Annotated in this window: 13 protein-coding genes; 4 read left to right on the plus strand and 9 right to left on the minus strand. The window is 58.0% G+C overall.

What is annotated here, in order from left to right; translation table 11 throughout:
* Window positions 1-526: 526 nt before the first annotated feature.
* Window positions 527-1,678: a DcaP family trimeric outer membrane transporter gene (locus ACP0GE_RS06360; protein WP_424831148.1), complete on the plus strand. Its 1,152-nt coding sequence runs from the start codon at window positions 527-529 to the stop codon at window positions 1,676-1,678.
* An 86-nt stretch (window positions 1,679-1,764) separates the two neighbouring features.
* Here the strand turns inward: ACP0GE_RS06360 and ACP0GE_RS06365 are convergent, their stop codons facing one another.
* From ACP0GE_RS06365 to ACP0GE_RS06375, 3 genes are all read right to left on the minus strand, one after another.
* The gene (locus ACP0GE_RS06365) at window positions 1,765-2,118 is read right to left on the minus strand and encodes a hypothetical protein (RefSeq protein ID WP_424831149.1); all 354 of its coding nucleotides are present in this window, start codon (window positions 2,116-2,118) and stop codon (window positions 1,765-1,767) included.
* 124 nt (window positions 2,119-2,242) lie between these two features.
* Window positions 2,243-2,716, minus strand: a complete 474-nt coding sequence (locus ACP0GE_RS06370; RefSeq protein ID WP_424831150.1) for a DUF6497 family protein — start codon at window positions 2,714-2,716, stop codon at window positions 2,243-2,245.
* A 60-nt stretch (window positions 2,717-2,776) separates the two neighbouring features.
* Window positions 2,777-4,309 carry an acyl-CoA carboxylase subunit beta gene (locus tag ACP0GE_RS06375; protein WP_424831151.1) on the minus strand — a complete coding sequence of 511 codons (1,533 nt, stop codon included), beginning with the start codon at window positions 4,307-4,309 and terminating at the stop codon, window positions 2,777-2,779.
* A 180-nt stretch (window positions 4,310-4,489) separates the two neighbouring features.
* Between ACP0GE_RS06375 and ACP0GE_RS06380 the strand changes: the two genes are divergently transcribed.
* Window positions 4,490-5,695, plus strand: coding sequence for a multidrug effflux MFS transporter (locus ACP0GE_RS06380; protein ID WP_424831152.1), 1,206 nt, complete (start codon window positions 4,490-4,492; stop codon window positions 5,693-5,695).
* Window positions 5,696-5,760: 65 nt separating this feature from the next.
* Window positions 5,761-7,161 carry a helix-turn-helix domain-containing protein gene (locus ACP0GE_RS06385; RefSeq protein ID WP_424831153.1) on the plus strand — a complete coding sequence of 467 codons (1,401 nt, stop codon included), beginning with the start codon at window positions 5,761-5,763 and terminating at the stop codon, window positions 7,159-7,161.
* A 73-nt stretch (window positions 7,162-7,234) separates the two neighbouring features.
* Here ACP0GE_RS06385 and ACP0GE_RS06390 read toward each other — a convergent pair whose 3' ends face one another.
* The 6 genes from ACP0GE_RS06390 to ACP0GE_RS06415 all read right to left on the minus strand — a co-directional run bounded on the left by ACP0GE_RS06390 (window position 7,235) and on the right by ACP0GE_RS06415 (window position 13,053).
* A complete protein-coding gene (locus tag ACP0GE_RS06390; RefSeq protein WP_424831154.1) occupies window positions 7,235-7,474 on the minus strand; it encodes a YdcH family protein in 240 nt (79 codons plus the stop codon).
* A gap of 116 nt (window positions 7,475-7,590) precedes the next feature.
* Complete coding sequence (gene betA / locus ACP0GE_RS06395; RefSeq protein ID WP_424831155.1) at window positions 7,591-9,249, minus strand: choline dehydrogenase; 1,659 nt, start codon at window positions 9,247-9,249, stop codon at window positions 7,591-7,593.
* Between the two features lie 90 nt (window positions 9,250-9,339).
* Entirely contained in the window at window positions 9,340-10,848 is a 1,509-nt protein-coding gene (gene betC / locus ACP0GE_RS06400; protein ID WP_424831156.1) for a choline-sulfatase, read from the minus strand.
* Complete coding sequence (gene betI, locus ACP0GE_RS06405; protein ID WP_424831157.1) at window positions 10,845-11,417, minus strand: choline-binding transcriptional repressor BetI; 573 nt, start codon at window positions 11,415-11,417, stop codon at window positions 10,845-10,847. Before betI ends, betC begins: the two co-directional genes overlap by 4 nt.
* 88 nt (window positions 11,418-11,505) lie before the next feature.
* Window positions 11,506-12,414, minus strand: a complete 909-nt coding sequence (locus tag ACP0GE_RS06410) for a DMT family transporter (protein WP_424831158.1) — start codon at window positions 12,412-12,414, stop codon at window positions 11,506-11,508.
* A 39-nt stretch (window positions 12,415-12,453) separates the two neighbouring features.
* Window positions 12,454-13,053, minus strand: coding sequence for a LysE/ArgO family amino acid transporter (locus ACP0GE_RS06415; RefSeq protein WP_424831159.1), 600 nt, complete (start codon window positions 13,051-13,053; stop codon window positions 12,454-12,456).
* A gap of 85 nt (window positions 13,054-13,138) precedes the next feature.
* On the opposite strand from ACP0GE_RS06415, the gene ACP0GE_RS06420 reads away from it, so the two are divergent.
* Window positions 13,139-14,026, plus strand: a complete 888-nt coding sequence (locus tag ACP0GE_RS06420) for a LysR family transcriptional regulator ArgP (protein WP_424831160.1) — start codon at window positions 13,139-13,141, stop codon at window positions 14,024-14,026.
* Window positions 14,027-14,033: the final 7 nt, after the last annotated feature.

A 14,033-nucleotide genomic window follows, 5' to 3' on the forward strand; every position in this document is an offset into this window, starting at 1 on the left:
GTGGGCCAAAGAAAAACGCGAGCAGGACAATGTGGGGAACACAAGCCTGCCCGCGGAAGGAAGGGGTACGGAATAGTAGGTGCATGTGCGACGCAGGCAAAACAGAGCCGCACGGCCCTTTCACCTTGCCCGTTCCCAAATTGGCCGCCAACCGGACATTAATTCCCCGGCGGATTCCGGCTGAAACCCGCCAATCGCGAAACTCCGCGCGCAAATTTGCGCCGAAACGTCCATCTGCGGATTGGAAGTCACTGCCCCCGATCACCGTCACATTGCCGTTACAAAACCGGAGGGATGGTCGCTGAAGCCGCAGCCTTTCCTCACGCGGGGCGGCACGGACACAGCGAAAAGTTTGACTGCGGCGCGGACGTTTACGCGCCTGTGTCACCCGGGCGTGATGTAGCGCGCGCCTGGCAACACGATCGCTTGAGAAATTTCGGCGGTTTTCTCCCGGGTTAGTGATTTCCATCCCTTTCGCTTGCGTGGAACGGTGTTGATGCACACTCGCACACAAGGACTTAATCCCATGAAAACAAGGTGTAAAACCGCTTGCCTGCTGACTGCCGGCGCGCTTTGCGTGACTGCAGCGCAAGCCACTGCACAGGATGCGCAGACGCAGGCCGAGCTGGATGCTCTGCGCGCCAGAGTCGAAGCTCTGGAAGCCGCCAACCCCGGATCGGGAACCGGTGATTTGAAAATCGGCAGCACCACGCTTGATGTCTACGGATACATCAAGGCCGACTTCTTCTACGACTTCGAATACGATCAGGGCGACACGGCCTTCGTGAACGTGATCGGCGAACCCTCGGCCGAGACCGATGGCACATTCGGGGCAACCGTTCGCCAGTCCCGCATTGGCCTCAGGACCAACACGCCCTCGGCGCTTGGTGATATCGGCGGCCAGCTTGAACTGGACCTGTTCGCGTCCAACGGCACCGCCGAGTTGCGCCTGCGCCACGCCAACATCACCATCGGCGACGCCTGGCTGATCGGTCAGTATTGGACGAACTTCATGCCATTGGATTCCTACCCGACCACGGTTGAGTTCAACGGACCGGTCGGCATCCCCTTTGCTCGGGTGCCTCAGGTCCGCTTTACGAACAGTTTTGCCGACAACACGACATTCGCAGTCTCGGTCGAGGAAAATGTCGGCGGATCCAACTCGAACGACCCGGTTTTGACGGGCTCTGTCGAATATAACGACGGCACCTATCTGGCCCGCGCTTCCGCCCTGTACGGCAAAGCCCAATCCGGCACTGTCGAGGTCGACCAGACCGGTTTCACCCTGTCCGGTTCGGTCCGGCCCTGGAGCGGTGGCCTGTTTCAGGTCAACTACGTCAACGGTGAGGCTCTGGGGCCCTACCTGATTGGCCTTGGAGACCCGATCGTTAACGGCCAGGCAAACGATGTCGATGGCTATACCGTCGAACTCCGACAAGACATCACTCCGAAGTGGAATGTTGGCATTGCCTACGGTCGGGAAGACTATGACCTGCCGACCTCGACCGGAACACTGTCGTTTACCGAACTGGAAACGATCCACGTCAACGCCTTCTACAAGGCGACGGACAGTCTGACGCTGAGCGCCGAGTACATCTATGGCGAGCGAAACGACGTTAATACGGGCCGTACCTTTGACGGCAATCGGATCCAGCTTGCGGCGCAGCTGAACTTCTGACACCCCCTTATGGCCCCGCCCTATCTGGGGCGGGGTCGCATGGTCAAACCCATGCGCATCCATATGGTGTGCCGTACAAGTCACGCTCAGCCCGCCCCGTCGATCAGGTCGGGAAAGGACTGACGCACCACATCCAGATCAATCACAAGCAACGCATCATAGCTGGCCGGATCAAACGGATCCTCGGCTGCAATCACCTCGCGCCCGAACAGCCAGCTAAGCCGCCCGGCGTCCAGATTGCCGCGCTCGAACGGTTGATCCCAGAAATTCTCAAGCAAGGCGCGCATGAACGCAGTATCGGCCCGGCGGTCAGCCGGTTTGCGATCCCGAAAGCGTTCGCGCCGGGTCAACGGCGTCGCGCCCTTGGGGTTGGCGCGCCGGATCGTGAACTGGAAATCTGTCCCCGAAAGACGGCCGGGAAAGCCACGGTGCTTGATCATACCTTAGCCTCCCTTCGCAAGACATTGAAAAGGAAAGAAAACCGATGGGTGAGAACCATGCATACCTCCGCAGGTGCAATATTGGGACAAAACGCGCTGAGGTCATGACGTCTAGCGTTCATGGTCAGAGCCCCTCCCAGATACACCGGGACTCTTCCAGCCGGTAGGCCTCGAAAAACTGCGTGACGTCCGGGGTGGTGTCCCCGAACTCCAGTGCCTGGTCAGCGAAGGAAATCACAACCCGCGCCGGGTCCAACTCGTGGAGCGCTACGTAGGGAACGGCAAGCACCTCACACAAATGCGCCATATCCACGACCGCCACATCATAAGTAATGCGCCCTGCAATTGATCCGATCTTTGGTGCAATGAACCGGAACCGCACCCAAAGCTCTCCGGGGTTGGTGTCGAGCATGACGTTTTGCAGTTCGACCGGTTGGCCCGAAGGGACGGGTAAGAGGTTTTCAGCCTGAGCTGCCTCGGCCAACTGAAACAACAGGGCACAACACAGGCTGAGCCGTACCGCGCCGCTTACCCTGTCCGAGGTTGCACGCGCAGCACCTGATCCTTGCGCAATGTTGTTATGTGTCAAAACCGTCATCTGACGCTCTTTCGCCCGATTTCCCTAATGCGGCACGGCGGTGCGACCCGCCCATTTCCCCTACAACGGAATATTGTCGTGCTTCTTCCACGGATTTTTCAGCTGCTTGTTGCGCAAGCTGGCAAAGGCGCGGGACACACGGCGGCGGGTCGATTGCGGCATGATGACTTCGTCAATGAACCCGCGTTCGGCGGCAACGAAGGGATTGGCGAACCGATCCTCATAATCCTGAGTATGCTGAGCAATTTTCTCAGCGTCACCCAAGTCGGCGCGATGAATGATCTCAGTAGCGCCTTTTGCACCCATCACCGCGATCTCAGCAGTTGGCCAGGCATAGTTGAAATCCCCGCGCAGGTGCTTGGACGCCATAACGTCATAGGCCCCGCCATAGGCTTTGCGGGTGATCACCGTGACTTTGGGCACCGTCGCCTCACCATAGGCAAACAGCAGTTTCGCACCGTGCTTGATGACGCCGCCATATTCCTGAGACGTCCCTGGCAAAAAGCCCGGAACATCGACCAAAGTCAGGATCGGAATTTCGAAACAGTCGCAGAACCGCACGAACCTTGCGGCCTTGCGGCTGCTGTCAATATCCAGACATCCGGCCAGTACCATCGGCTGGTTAGCCACAACACCGACCGTTTGCCCCTCAAGCCGGATGAAACCGGTTATGATATTCTTGGCGTAGTCTTCCTGAATTTCGTAAAAATCACCCTCATCCGCTACTTTGGTGATCAGTTCCTTCATATCATAGGGCGTGTTCGGGTTGTCCGGCACCAACGTGTCCAGCGAGGCCTCGACCCGGTTAGGTTCGTCAAAGAAAGGGCGCACCGGAGGTTTCTCGCGGTTATTGAGCGGCAGGAAATCCACCAGACGGCGCACTTCGGCCAATGCCTCGACATCGTTTTCAAAGGCTCCATCCGCCACAGACGATTTCTTGGTGTGGGTCGAAGCGCCGCCCAGTTCCTCGGCAGTGACCACCTCATTTGTAACGGTCTTCACCACATCAGGGCCGGTCACAAACATGTACGACGTGTCCTTGACCATGAAAATAAAGTCCGTCATCGCCGGGCTATAGACAGCACCTCCAGCACAGGGCCCCATGATCACGCTGATCTGCGGGACCACGCCCGACGCCATTACATTGCGCTGGAAGACTTCGGCATACCCCGCAAGCGATGCGACGCCCTCTTGAATGCGCGCGCCCCCGGAGTCGTTGATGCCAATGACCGGCGCGCCATTCTGCATCGCCATGTCCATAATCTTGCAGATCTTCTGCGCATGAGTTTCCGACAGCGACCCACCAAACACAGTGAAATCCTGGCTGAACACATAAACCATACGGCCGTTGATCGTACCCCACCCGGTCACCACGCCATCGCCGGCAGGTTTTTGTTTTTCCATGCTAAAATCAGTGCAGCGATGACTGACGAACATGTCGAACTCTTCAAAGCTGCCCTCGTCAACCAGCAATTCGATCCGTTCGCGCGCCGTCAGTTTGCCACGCGCATGCTGCGCGTCGATCCGCTTTTGCCCACCACCCAGCCGCGCATTGTTGCGGCGGTCCTCAAGCTCGGAAAGGATATCTTTCATGACATTGATCCCCTGTAAAAGTTGGCTAAACATACAGACAGGCGCCCCTGGTCCAAAGTTTTTTTCGGCAAATTTGCAAACTTTTGAAAACTCTCATATGGGAAATTGCTAATTTGCTAATATTGCCCCATCCCAGCGAACTGGGTGGCTTTTCCAAAAAACACAGCCTATGAGTGAACCATGCAGTTCAGTTCTTCACCGGCGCGCCGGTCGCCGCCAACCATTTCAACACTTGTTTTACTGTCCGGGCTATCCGCGCTGAGCTTGAATTTGTTTCTTCCCAGCCTGCCAAACATGGCCCTGTATTTCGAAGCAGACTACAAGGTCATGCAGCTATCGATTGCGCTGTATCTGCTTGTAAACGCCGTACTCCAAATATTGATCGGCCCAATAGCGGACAAAGCCGGGCGCAGACCTGTACTGCTGTGGGGTTTGACACTGTTCCTGATTGCCACATTGGGATGCATCTACGCCCCCAACGCCGAGGTTTTCCTGGCCTTCAGAATGTGCCAGGCGGTCGTGGTCGTCGGGATGGTTCTAAGTCGGGCTGCTGTTCGCGATCTATATGATCAGGATCAGGCAGCCTCGATGATTGGCTACGTTACAATGGGCATGGCAGTTGTTCCTATGATCGGCCCGGCCATTGGCGGCCTGCTGGAAGAGAGTTTCGGCTGGAAAGCCAATTTCTGGCTACCCTTCGCACTGGGCGCGATGACGCTTGTCCTGACCTTTCTGGACTTCGGCGAAACCTCGGGCAAAAGCGGCAAGTCTCTGGTGCAGCAATTTCGGGAATATCCCGAACTGCTTCGTTCTCCGCGGTTCTGGGGGTATTCGCTATCTTCAGCGTTTTCGTCAGGTGCCTTTTTTGCCTATCTCGGCGGCGCCCCGTTCATTGGAACGGAGTTGTTTGGCCTCAGCGCCGCCCAGGTCGGTATCTATTTCGGAGCGCCCGCAGTTGGATATTTCTTCGGCAATTTCATCAGCGGACGGTATTCCGTTCGGTTCGGTGTGAACAGAATGGTCTTTTGGGGATGCTGGTTGAATGCGCTTGGAGTAGTCCTGTCGGCCATTCTGTTTCTGGCCGATCTTGGCACCGCCCTCAGCTTTTTTGGGCTGATGACATTTGTGGGAATTGGCAATGGTATGACCATTCCAAATGCCACTTCAGGCGCGCTGTCCGTGCGCCCCCATCTGGCGGCAACCGCCTCGGGCCTGAGCGGTGCAATCATGCTGGGCGGCGGTGCCGCTCTTAGCGCGCTTGCCGGGGCTATGCTGACCCATGAGACAGGCGCCATGCCGCTGCTATGGCTGATGCTTGCAACAGCGGGATTGGCGATCTGCGCAATCGCCTCGGTGATCCGCCGCGAAAGGAAACTGGGCTTGTGACGCCGCTTGCACCCCAGGGTTTGCAAAGTTAGCATGCGCTAATAGAAAAGTTGCAAAGGCAAGCCATGGCCACCCAGAAGCTCTATGCGGGCGCAAAACTGCGTGAGATGCGCACGCGCTTGACCCTGACGCAAAAGGAATTCGCCGCCAAACTGGGTGTTTCGCTGCCGTACCTGAACCAGATGGAGAACAACAACCGTCCGATCTCGACCACGGTTGTTCTGGCATTGGCGCAAGAGTTCGGAATGGATGTAACCGAACTCAGCACGGGCGACAGCGAGCGTTTGGTGTCGGACATGCGCGAAGCACTGGCAGACCCGGTTTTCGCGGACATGGTCCCGCCGCTCGCCGACCTCAGGTTAACCGCCTCGAACGCACCTGCCCTGGCGCGCGCATTTATCGAGCTACACCGCAGCTATCGCCAAACCCATGAAAGGCTCGCTTCACTGGACGAGGCTTTAGGGCGGGAAGACGCACGCGCCCAGGCCAGCCCATGGGAAGAGGTGCGTGACTTTTTTCACTATTGCGACAATTATATTGATGCCGTCGACCGTGCGGCGGAACGCTTCGCATCACACGCTGCGGCACCCGGCGGTATCCGCCAGGCCGCACTCGACAGCCTTTCAGAACAGGGTATCCAGGTCACCTTCGCTGACACGGAAACGTTGCGCAGCTATGACGAAACCATCAAGACCCTGTACCTCTCTTCGCGCGCGGCCCCGCAAACTCAGGTGTTTCAGCTATTGCTGCAAGTGGCGCTGATCCGGCAGGACAAACTGCTCGAAGCCACTTTGGATTTCGCGCGTTTTCAAAGCGATGAGGCCCGCTCTATCGCAAAAATCGGCCTTGCCAACTACTTTGCCGGGGCGTCTCTGATGCCTTATGGCCCTTTCCTCAACATGGCGCAGGAATACCGGCATGATCTGGAACTGCTCAGCAACAGATTTGGCGCATCCATTGAACAAGTCGCGCACCGCCTGTCCACACTGCAAAGACCCGGGGCCAAGGGCATTCCCTTCTTCTTTGTCCGCGTCGATCAGGCTGGAACGATCACCAAACGTCACTCGGCAACCCGGTTACAATTCGCGCGCTTTGGCGGCGCCTGCCCTCTGTGGAACGTACACCGCGCCTTCGAAACACCAGGACATTTCTTGCGTCAATTGGCCGAAACCCCGGACGGTGTCCGCTATATCTCATTGGCAACGGACGTTTCGAAGTCCGGCGGTTCATTCGGCGCCCCGGTCCGCCGCTATGCCATAGCGCTTGGGTGCGAGGTACGTCATGCGCAAGCCTTGGTCTATGCTGACAATCTGGACATCAACAACGCCAGCGCATTTGAGCCTATCGGCATCTCCTGCCGCATCTGCGAACGGCAAACATGCCACCAACGATCGGTCCCGCCGTTGGAACGCCGCCTTTCAATCGACGCTCATAAGCGCGGCACCCTACCTTACGAGGTCACCTGATCTTCTTCTGTTTGAAAATACCTCGGGGGAGTCGCGGCCTGCCGCGACGGGGGCAGAGCCCCCGCCTGCACCCTTAACTCTTGGAAAGAATCGCCCAGATTTCGTCCTTCAACGCTGCGCGCTTCTTTCGTAGCTCAACCTCTGCCAACTCCTCCATCGGAGAGACATTGGTCTCGGCCCGGTGAACCTCGCGGTTGATTTCGTGGTATTCCTCCGACAACCGGGCGAAATGCGCATCGGTCTGCTTGAGCTGGCTCATCAGATCGACCTTGTCTGGAAACTCTTCGGCCAGTTCATGCGGGGTGTGGGACATCCTGTTCGCTCCTTTGTTTGGCGTTACGTCCCGACGCTAAAGACACCCGCCGCGCACCGCTTTGACGCGGATCAAATTCCACCGCACCAAAGCACCAACGCATCGCAGCCACTCGCCTATCGTTGCGCGGTTGCCCAAGCCGGATGTATCCACGGCTGGTCATTGGCCTTGGCCAAAGGATCGCGCCCCAGCAGGTGGTCTGACATCTTCTCACCCACCATGATCGACGGCGCGTTCAGGTTGCCATTGGTAATCTGCGGGAAGATCGAGCTGTCGACGACCCGCAAACCTTCTGCCCCAATCACTCGACCTTCGGGATCGACGACCGCGTGTTTGTCATCTGCCCGTCCCATGCGGCAGGTTCCACAAGGGTGGTACGCGCTTTCGGCGTGCTCAGCGATAAAGCCGTTGAGTTCTTCATCCGTTTGAACCGACACGCCGGGCTGGATTTCCTTACCCGCATAGGGTTTGAACGCATCCTGCCCGAAAATCTCGCGCGTCAGACGGATGCATGTGCGGAAGTCCTCCCAATCTTCCTCATGGCTCATGTAGTTGAACCGAATAACCGGCGCGTCCTGGGGCCGGTCTGATCGCAGAGTGACCGCCCCGCGCGACGGGGATCGCATCGGCCCCACATGGGCCTGGAACCCATGCCCCTCGGCGGCGGCTTTGCCGTCATAACGCACAGCGATCGGCAGGAAATGGTACTGAATATCGGGATATTCCACACCCGGCTTCGACCGGATGAATGCCGCGCTTTCGAACTGGTTCGATGAGCCCAATCCGGTTTTCGTAAACAGCCACTGCGCCCCGATCAAGCCTTTGCTGATCAGGTTCCAATGCTTGTAAAGCGTGATCGGCTGCAATGAAGCCTGCTGAATATAAAGCTCCAAATGATCCTGAAGGTTTGCACCGACACCGGGGCGATCTGCCAAAACATCGATGCCGTGTTCTGCCAGATGCGCCGCCGGGCCAATGCCGGACAACATCAACAGCTTGGGTGAGTTGATAGACGACGCCGCAAGTACCACCTCGCGTCGGGCGCGGATGACCTCTTTCTTTCCACCACGCAGCAATTCGACACCTACGGCCCGGCCATCTTCGATGACCACGCGCGAAGCCAGGCCTTTGACCAGATCACAGTTTTCACGCTTCAGCGCAGGCCTCAGATAGGCATTCGCGGCCGACCAGCGCCGTCCTTTCCAAACCGTCTGCTCCATCGGGCCAAAGCCCTCTTGCTTTTCTCCGTTGTAGTCACCCGTGACCTCGTAACCAGCCTGCCGTCCGGCATCCACGAAAGCCTGAAACAGGGGATTCGCCCGGGGCCCGCGGGAGACATGCAGCGGACCATCCGTTCCGCGCCACGTGTGATCCCCGCCATGGCCGCCGTCATGCCATGTTTCCATGCGTTTGAAATACGGAAGCACATCAGAATAGGACCAACCGTCCGCCCCCATCTCCGCCCAGGTATCGAAATCGCGGGCATGGCCGCGCACATAGACCATGCCGTTGATGGACGAAGATCCGCCGATCACTTTGCCACGTGGACAGGCCAGCCGCCGGTTGTTCAGATGCGGTTCGGGCTCGGACTGGAAACCCCAGTCATAGCGCGACATGTTCATCGGATAGCTCAGCGCTGCGGGCATCTGGATGAAGGGGCCGGCATCGGTCCCGCCATGTTCGATAACCAGAACCGAAGCCCCGGCCTCGCTCAGGCGATAGGCCATCGCACATCCGGCGGATCCGGCGCCTACGATGACAAAATCTGCTTCCATAGTCAGGTCTCCTATACCCCTCCGGGGCAAGATTTTTCGTCGAAAAATCTCAATGCCTCCGGCGGGAGTATTTTCAAAAAGATGAAGAGGTTATTCGCCGCGCGGGAAGCGTGCGTTTTCTTCAACGATATTCAGATCCATGTGGTTCCGCATATAGCGCTCGGACGCCTTTTGCAGGGGCTGGTAATCCCACGGGTAATAACCACCCTGCCGCAATGCTTCGTAGACCACCCAGCGCCGCGCCTGGCTGGCGCGCACATCCGCATCAAAGCGATCCAGGTCCCAACGGGCCTCGGATTTGGCGCGCAGGGTTTGCAGGGTTCCCGCATGGGCCGGATCGTCGGCAAGGTTGTGCAATTCCTTCGGATCGGCCTCAAGGTCGAACAACTGATCCGGGTCCAGCGCGCAGCGGTTGAATTTCCACTTGCCATAGCGCAGCGACACCAGAGGCGCATAAGACGCCTCGGCCGCGTATTCCATGGCAACCGGAGCGGTACGTTCGCCCCCTTTGGCCAACAGCACCAGGTCTTCGCCATCCGTCCACGGTGCGATTTCGGCCATGTCGACACCTGCCAGAGCGCCCAGTGTCGGGGTCACGTCAATCGTCGATACCGGTGTATCGATCCGCCCGGTCGGCAAATCGGGGGACGAGATCATCAGCGGCACACGAGCGGAGCCTTCGAAGAAAGTCATCTTGAACCACAGCCCACGCTCGCCCAGCATATCTCCGTGATCCGACACGAAGAGAATGATCGCCTCTTGCCGAGTGGTCTCCAGCACTTCGAGTATCTCACCGATCTTGTCATCGAGATATGAGATATTGGCGAAGTAGGCACGGCGGGATTTGCGGATATCCTCTTCGGTGATGTCGAAGCTGCGCCAGTCATTCGCATCAAAGATACGTTTGGAATGCGGATCCTGATTGTCATAACCAAGGTCGGTGACCTCGGGCAGAAGATGTTCACAATCCTCGTAGAGGTCCCAGTATTTCCGCCGTGCCACGTATGGGTCATGCGGATGGGTGAAACTGACGGTCACGCACCACGGGCGGTCATCCTTGCCACGCGCCAGATCATAAAGCTTGGCCTTGGCGTTGTAGGCGACCTCGTCATCATACTCCATCTGGTTCGAGATTTCGGCGACGCCTGCACCGGTGACCGAGCCCATATTGTGGTACCACCAGTCGATCCGCTCTCCGGGTTTGCGATAGTCCGGGGTCCATCCGAAATCAGCCGGATAGATGTCTGTGGTCAGGCGATCTTCGAACCCGTGCAACTGGTCAGGACCAACGAAATGCATCTTGCCCGACAGGCAAGTGTAGTACCCCGCGCGGCGCAGGTGATGCGCGTATGTCGGGATATCGCTGCGAAACTCGGCAGCGTTGTCATAAACACCCGTGCGAGAGGGCAACTGCCCCGACATGAAGCTGGCCCGCCCGGGTGCACACAGGGGCGATGCTGTATAGGCGTTCGCAAAACGGGTTGAGCGTTCTGCCAGCTTCTTGAGGTTGGGGGCATGAAGCCAATCTGCGGGACCATCGGGAAAGAGGGTTCCGTTGAGCTGATCCACCATCAGGATCAGAATGTTCGGGTTTTTCATTTTTCAGTCTCAAGTAGAGTGGTGAGGACGCGCAGTGCATGAGAAACGGCCAATTGCGGTTCTTCCGGTGCGCTGAGGGCAGCGCGGATATACAGCCCATCGATCAACGCGATCATGGTTTCGGCTGTCTCAACCGGTGTGCTCGTCAAAGGACGCAGAGCGCTGATGAGATTTGACCGGATGCGCGCCTGATAAACCTGCCACAGGCGCAGGGCATCAGCATTGGTTTGCGCAAGAACATAGAATGTCATCCACGCTGCAATGACGTCAGGCGTAAAGCATGAAGGCGCAAAGCTGGCCCGGACAATGGCTTGCGCGCGGTCGTCGGGCTTGGCTTTTCCAAGCTCGGTTCGCACTTCGATACTGAAATCCGACAGAATGCGGCGCATGGCTGCCAGAAAGATCTGATCTTTGCCACCAAAATAATGGTGGGCCAGCGCGCTGGACATCCCAGCCCGCTTAGCGATCTGGCTGACCGTCACATCCAGAGACTTCTGGGCACCCAGTTCCGCAATCGTCGCTTTGATGATCGCGTCGCGGCGGATCGGCTCCATTCCAAGTTTTGGCATCGAGGCACCTTTGGCTAAGGCTATACCAAAAAGCTAAGGGGTTTTTATTGACTCGTCAATCAATAACCCTTTCCCGCTTGGCAAACACCTAGAATTTTGTGCCGATATCGGGTGGCGTAATCGCGCTTCGGTTCAAAACGGCCTCGCGCCACGAAATGAAGCTGACCGCCGCCAGGATGAGTGTACCGCCGGCGACGACCCAGAAATCGACGCCCTCATGAAACACCAATGCCCCCAACAAGGTCGCCCAGATCAATTGCAGGAACGTCACGGGCTGCGTCACCGCAACCGGTGCGGCCTGCAAGGCCAATGTCATGAAATAATGGCCCGCAGTGGCAAAGCTGGCAACCAGAAACAGTATAAACAAGTCCTGCATACTGGGCGGCGCCCAGACGGCGATGGCAAAGGGGATTAGGGCTATGGTAACCCAGATCGACAGGTGGGCCACAACCACCGACGGCGGAATATCCCGAACCAGCAGCTTGGCAAGCAAATAGGACGCCCCCAGCGAAAGCGAGGCTCCCAGCATGGCGAGATGTCCGGGTGAAACCTCGCGAAACCCCGGGCGCAAAACGATGGTGACACCGATCAGGGCGACCACGATCGCAGCGATTCTGCGCAACGCAAGGGTTTCACCCAGAAACAGGGCGGCGCCGACAGTCACGTAAATCGGCGTCAGGTAGTTCATCGCCGTGACCTCGGCCAACGGGATATTGGTCATGGCGTAAAACCAGAGCATGACCGCAATGGCGTGCACGACGCCCCGCAAACCGAACAGCTTCAAATGGCGCGCAGTCAGCCGCGTTTTCAAGATTGCGGGCAAGACGGGTAGAAGAAAGACCAGCCCCAACAAATAGCGCAGGAACGCGGACTGGATCGGATCCACCGATGGTCCCAGCGACTTGACCAAAGCGTTCATCACCACAAAGGAAAACCCGGCGGCCAGCATCCAGAGCATACCGGCAACAGGGCGAGATGTGGCGGACAAGGTGGTCATGGCAGCTTTGAACACCGAAATACCGAATGCTACAACCCTTCACATCGCAACAAGTTTGAACGCGATGGCCAGCATGACCAGACCGATCACCACATCCAGCACCTGCCAGGCGCGCGGACGAGTGAAAATTGGCGTCAGAATACGCGCGCCATAACCCAGCGAAAAGAAGAAGACAAAGCTGGACGCGACCGCGCCAATTGCGAACCCCAACCGGTCGTCATATTGCGCCGAAATCGATCCGATGAGCACAACGGTATCCAGATACACATGCGGGTTAAGCCAGGTGAAAGCCAGCACCGTCAAAAGTGCAGTGCGACGCGCGGTTGTCGGGCCGGACCCGATCTCCATCGCTGCTCCGCCCTGCCAGGCCGCCCAAAAGCTACGCAGCCCATACCATATCAGAAACAGCGCCCCGCCATAGCGCATAACCGTCTCGAACCATGGCACTGCCTCTGCCAAGGTGCCAAACCCGGAAATGCCTGCAGCGATCAGGATAGCGTCGGACAGCGCACAGGTCAGACACAGAACAAAGACATGCTCGCGCCGCAAGCCTTGGCGCAGCACGAAGGCGTTTTGCGCGCCGATGGCAAGGATCAGGCTGAAGCCAAGGGCGAATCCGGCGAAAATGGATGGGGTCATGCTGCCTCCGCTGCGTGTTGCATTGACTACAGCGACTGGACCGTCCTATCAAATTAAAGAAGTTAACCTGGATTAAGTTCTGCTAATGCTGCTGGACCCCAATCACCTGTCCGCTTTGGCGGCCATTCTGCGACACGGCAGTTTTGAGGCCGCCGCGGCCGAACTGTCCGTTACACCATCCGCCATTTCCCAAAGGATCAAGGCGTTGGAAGATCGGGTCGGGGTTACTTTGATCCAACGCGGGACACCCTGCTCTGCGACCCCCGCGGGCCTAAGGATCGCGCAGCATGCCGCCGATATCGGACTGCTTGAGGCACAGCTGAGCCGAGAGCTGTCCTTGGGCCGTGACACCGTGCCGACCCGCGTAAAGATCGCTGTACCGGCAGACAGTCTGGCGACCTGGTTTATCGAGGCGCTGTCCCAAGTTGATGATATGCTGTTTGATCTGGTGATTGACGATCAAGACCACTCGGCAGATTGGCTGAAGCGCGGCGAGGTGAGCGCGGCAGTTACCGTGGGTGGCCAGCCGGTGACAGGTTGCGACGCCTTTGAACTGGGAGGCCTGCGCTATCTGCCAACCGCCAGTCCGGATTTCGTTCGCAGGTGGTTCCGCGATGGCGTCACGGTAAAATCCCTGCAAAACGCGCCCTGCCTGACATTCAATCAAAAAGACAATCTGCAAAAGGCATGGATATTGCAGCAGACCGGCAGCCGAGTGACCCCTCCGTCCCATTTCCTGCCCTCCTCGCACGGGTTCGTGGATGCCGCCGTGGCGGGGTTGGGCTGGGGTATGAACCCCGAAAGCCTGGCACGGCCCGCATTGGACGACGGGCGGTTATGCGTCATCACACCAAATGCTCCATTGGATATAGCACTCAGCTGGCAGGTTGGACGTATCCTATCCCCTGCACTGGCCCCGCTGACCAGCGCTGTGCGCCGCGCGGCCGCCCGGGCTCTGAAACCGCGATCCTGACTCGCGA

Source organism: Ruegeria sp. (assembly GCF_965243365.1).
GTDB lineage: Bacteria > Pseudomonadota > Alphaproteobacteria > Rhodobacterales > Rhodobacteraceae > Ruegeria.

What these genes read in the sequence shown, in the direction of transcription:
- ACP0GE_RS06360 (WP_424831148.1), top strand. Translation starts at nt 527, where the DNA reads ATGAAAACAAGGTGTAAAACCGCTTGCCTGCTGACTGCCGGCGCGCTT.
- ACP0GE_RS06365 (WP_424831149.1), bottom strand. Translation starts at nt 2,118, where the DNA reads ATGATCAAGCACCGTGGCTTTCCCGGCCGTCTTTCGGGGACAGATTTC.
- ACP0GE_RS06370 (WP_424831150.1), bottom strand. Translation starts at nt 2,716, where the DNA reads ATGACGGTTTTGACACATAACAACATTGCGCAAGGATCAGGTGCTGCG.
- ACP0GE_RS06375 (WP_424831151.1), bottom strand. Translation starts at nt 4,309, where the DNA reads ATGAAAGATATCCTTTCCGAGCTTGAGGACCGCCGCAACAATGCGCGG.
- ACP0GE_RS06380 (WP_424831152.1), top strand. Translation starts at nt 4,490, where the DNA reads ATGCAGTTCAGTTCTTCACCGGCGCGCCGGTCGCCGCCAACCATTTCA.
- ACP0GE_RS06385 (WP_424831153.1), top strand. Translation starts at nt 5,761, where the DNA reads ATGGCCACCCAGAAGCTCTATGCGGGCGCAAAACTGCGTGAGATGCGC.
- ACP0GE_RS06390 (WP_424831154.1), bottom strand. Translation starts at nt 7,474, where the DNA reads ATGTCCCACACCCCGCATGAACTGGCCGAAGAGTTTCCAGACAAGGTC.
- betA (WP_424831155.1), bottom strand. Translation starts at nt 9,249, where the DNA reads ATGGAAGCAGATTTTGTCATCGTAGGCGCCGGATCCGCCGGATGTGCG.
- betC (WP_424831156.1), bottom strand. Translation starts at nt 10,848, where the DNA reads ATGAAAAACCCGAACATTCTGATCCTGATGGTGGATCAGCTCAACGGA.
- betI (WP_424831157.1), bottom strand. Translation starts at nt 11,417, where the DNA reads ATGCCAAAACTTGGAATGGAGCCGATCCGCCGCGACGCGATCATCAAA.
- ACP0GE_RS06410 (WP_424831158.1), bottom strand. Translation starts at nt 12,414, where the DNA reads ATGACCACCTTGTCCGCCACATCTCGCCCTGTTGCCGGTATGCTCTGG.
- ACP0GE_RS06415 (WP_424831159.1), bottom strand. Translation starts at nt 13,053, where the DNA reads ATGACCCCATCCATTTTCGCCGGATTCGCCCTTGGCTTCAGCCTGATC.
- ACP0GE_RS06420 (WP_424831160.1), top strand. Translation starts at nt 13,139, where the DNA reads ATGCTGCTGGACCCCAATCACCTGTCCGCTTTGGCGGCCATTCTGCGA.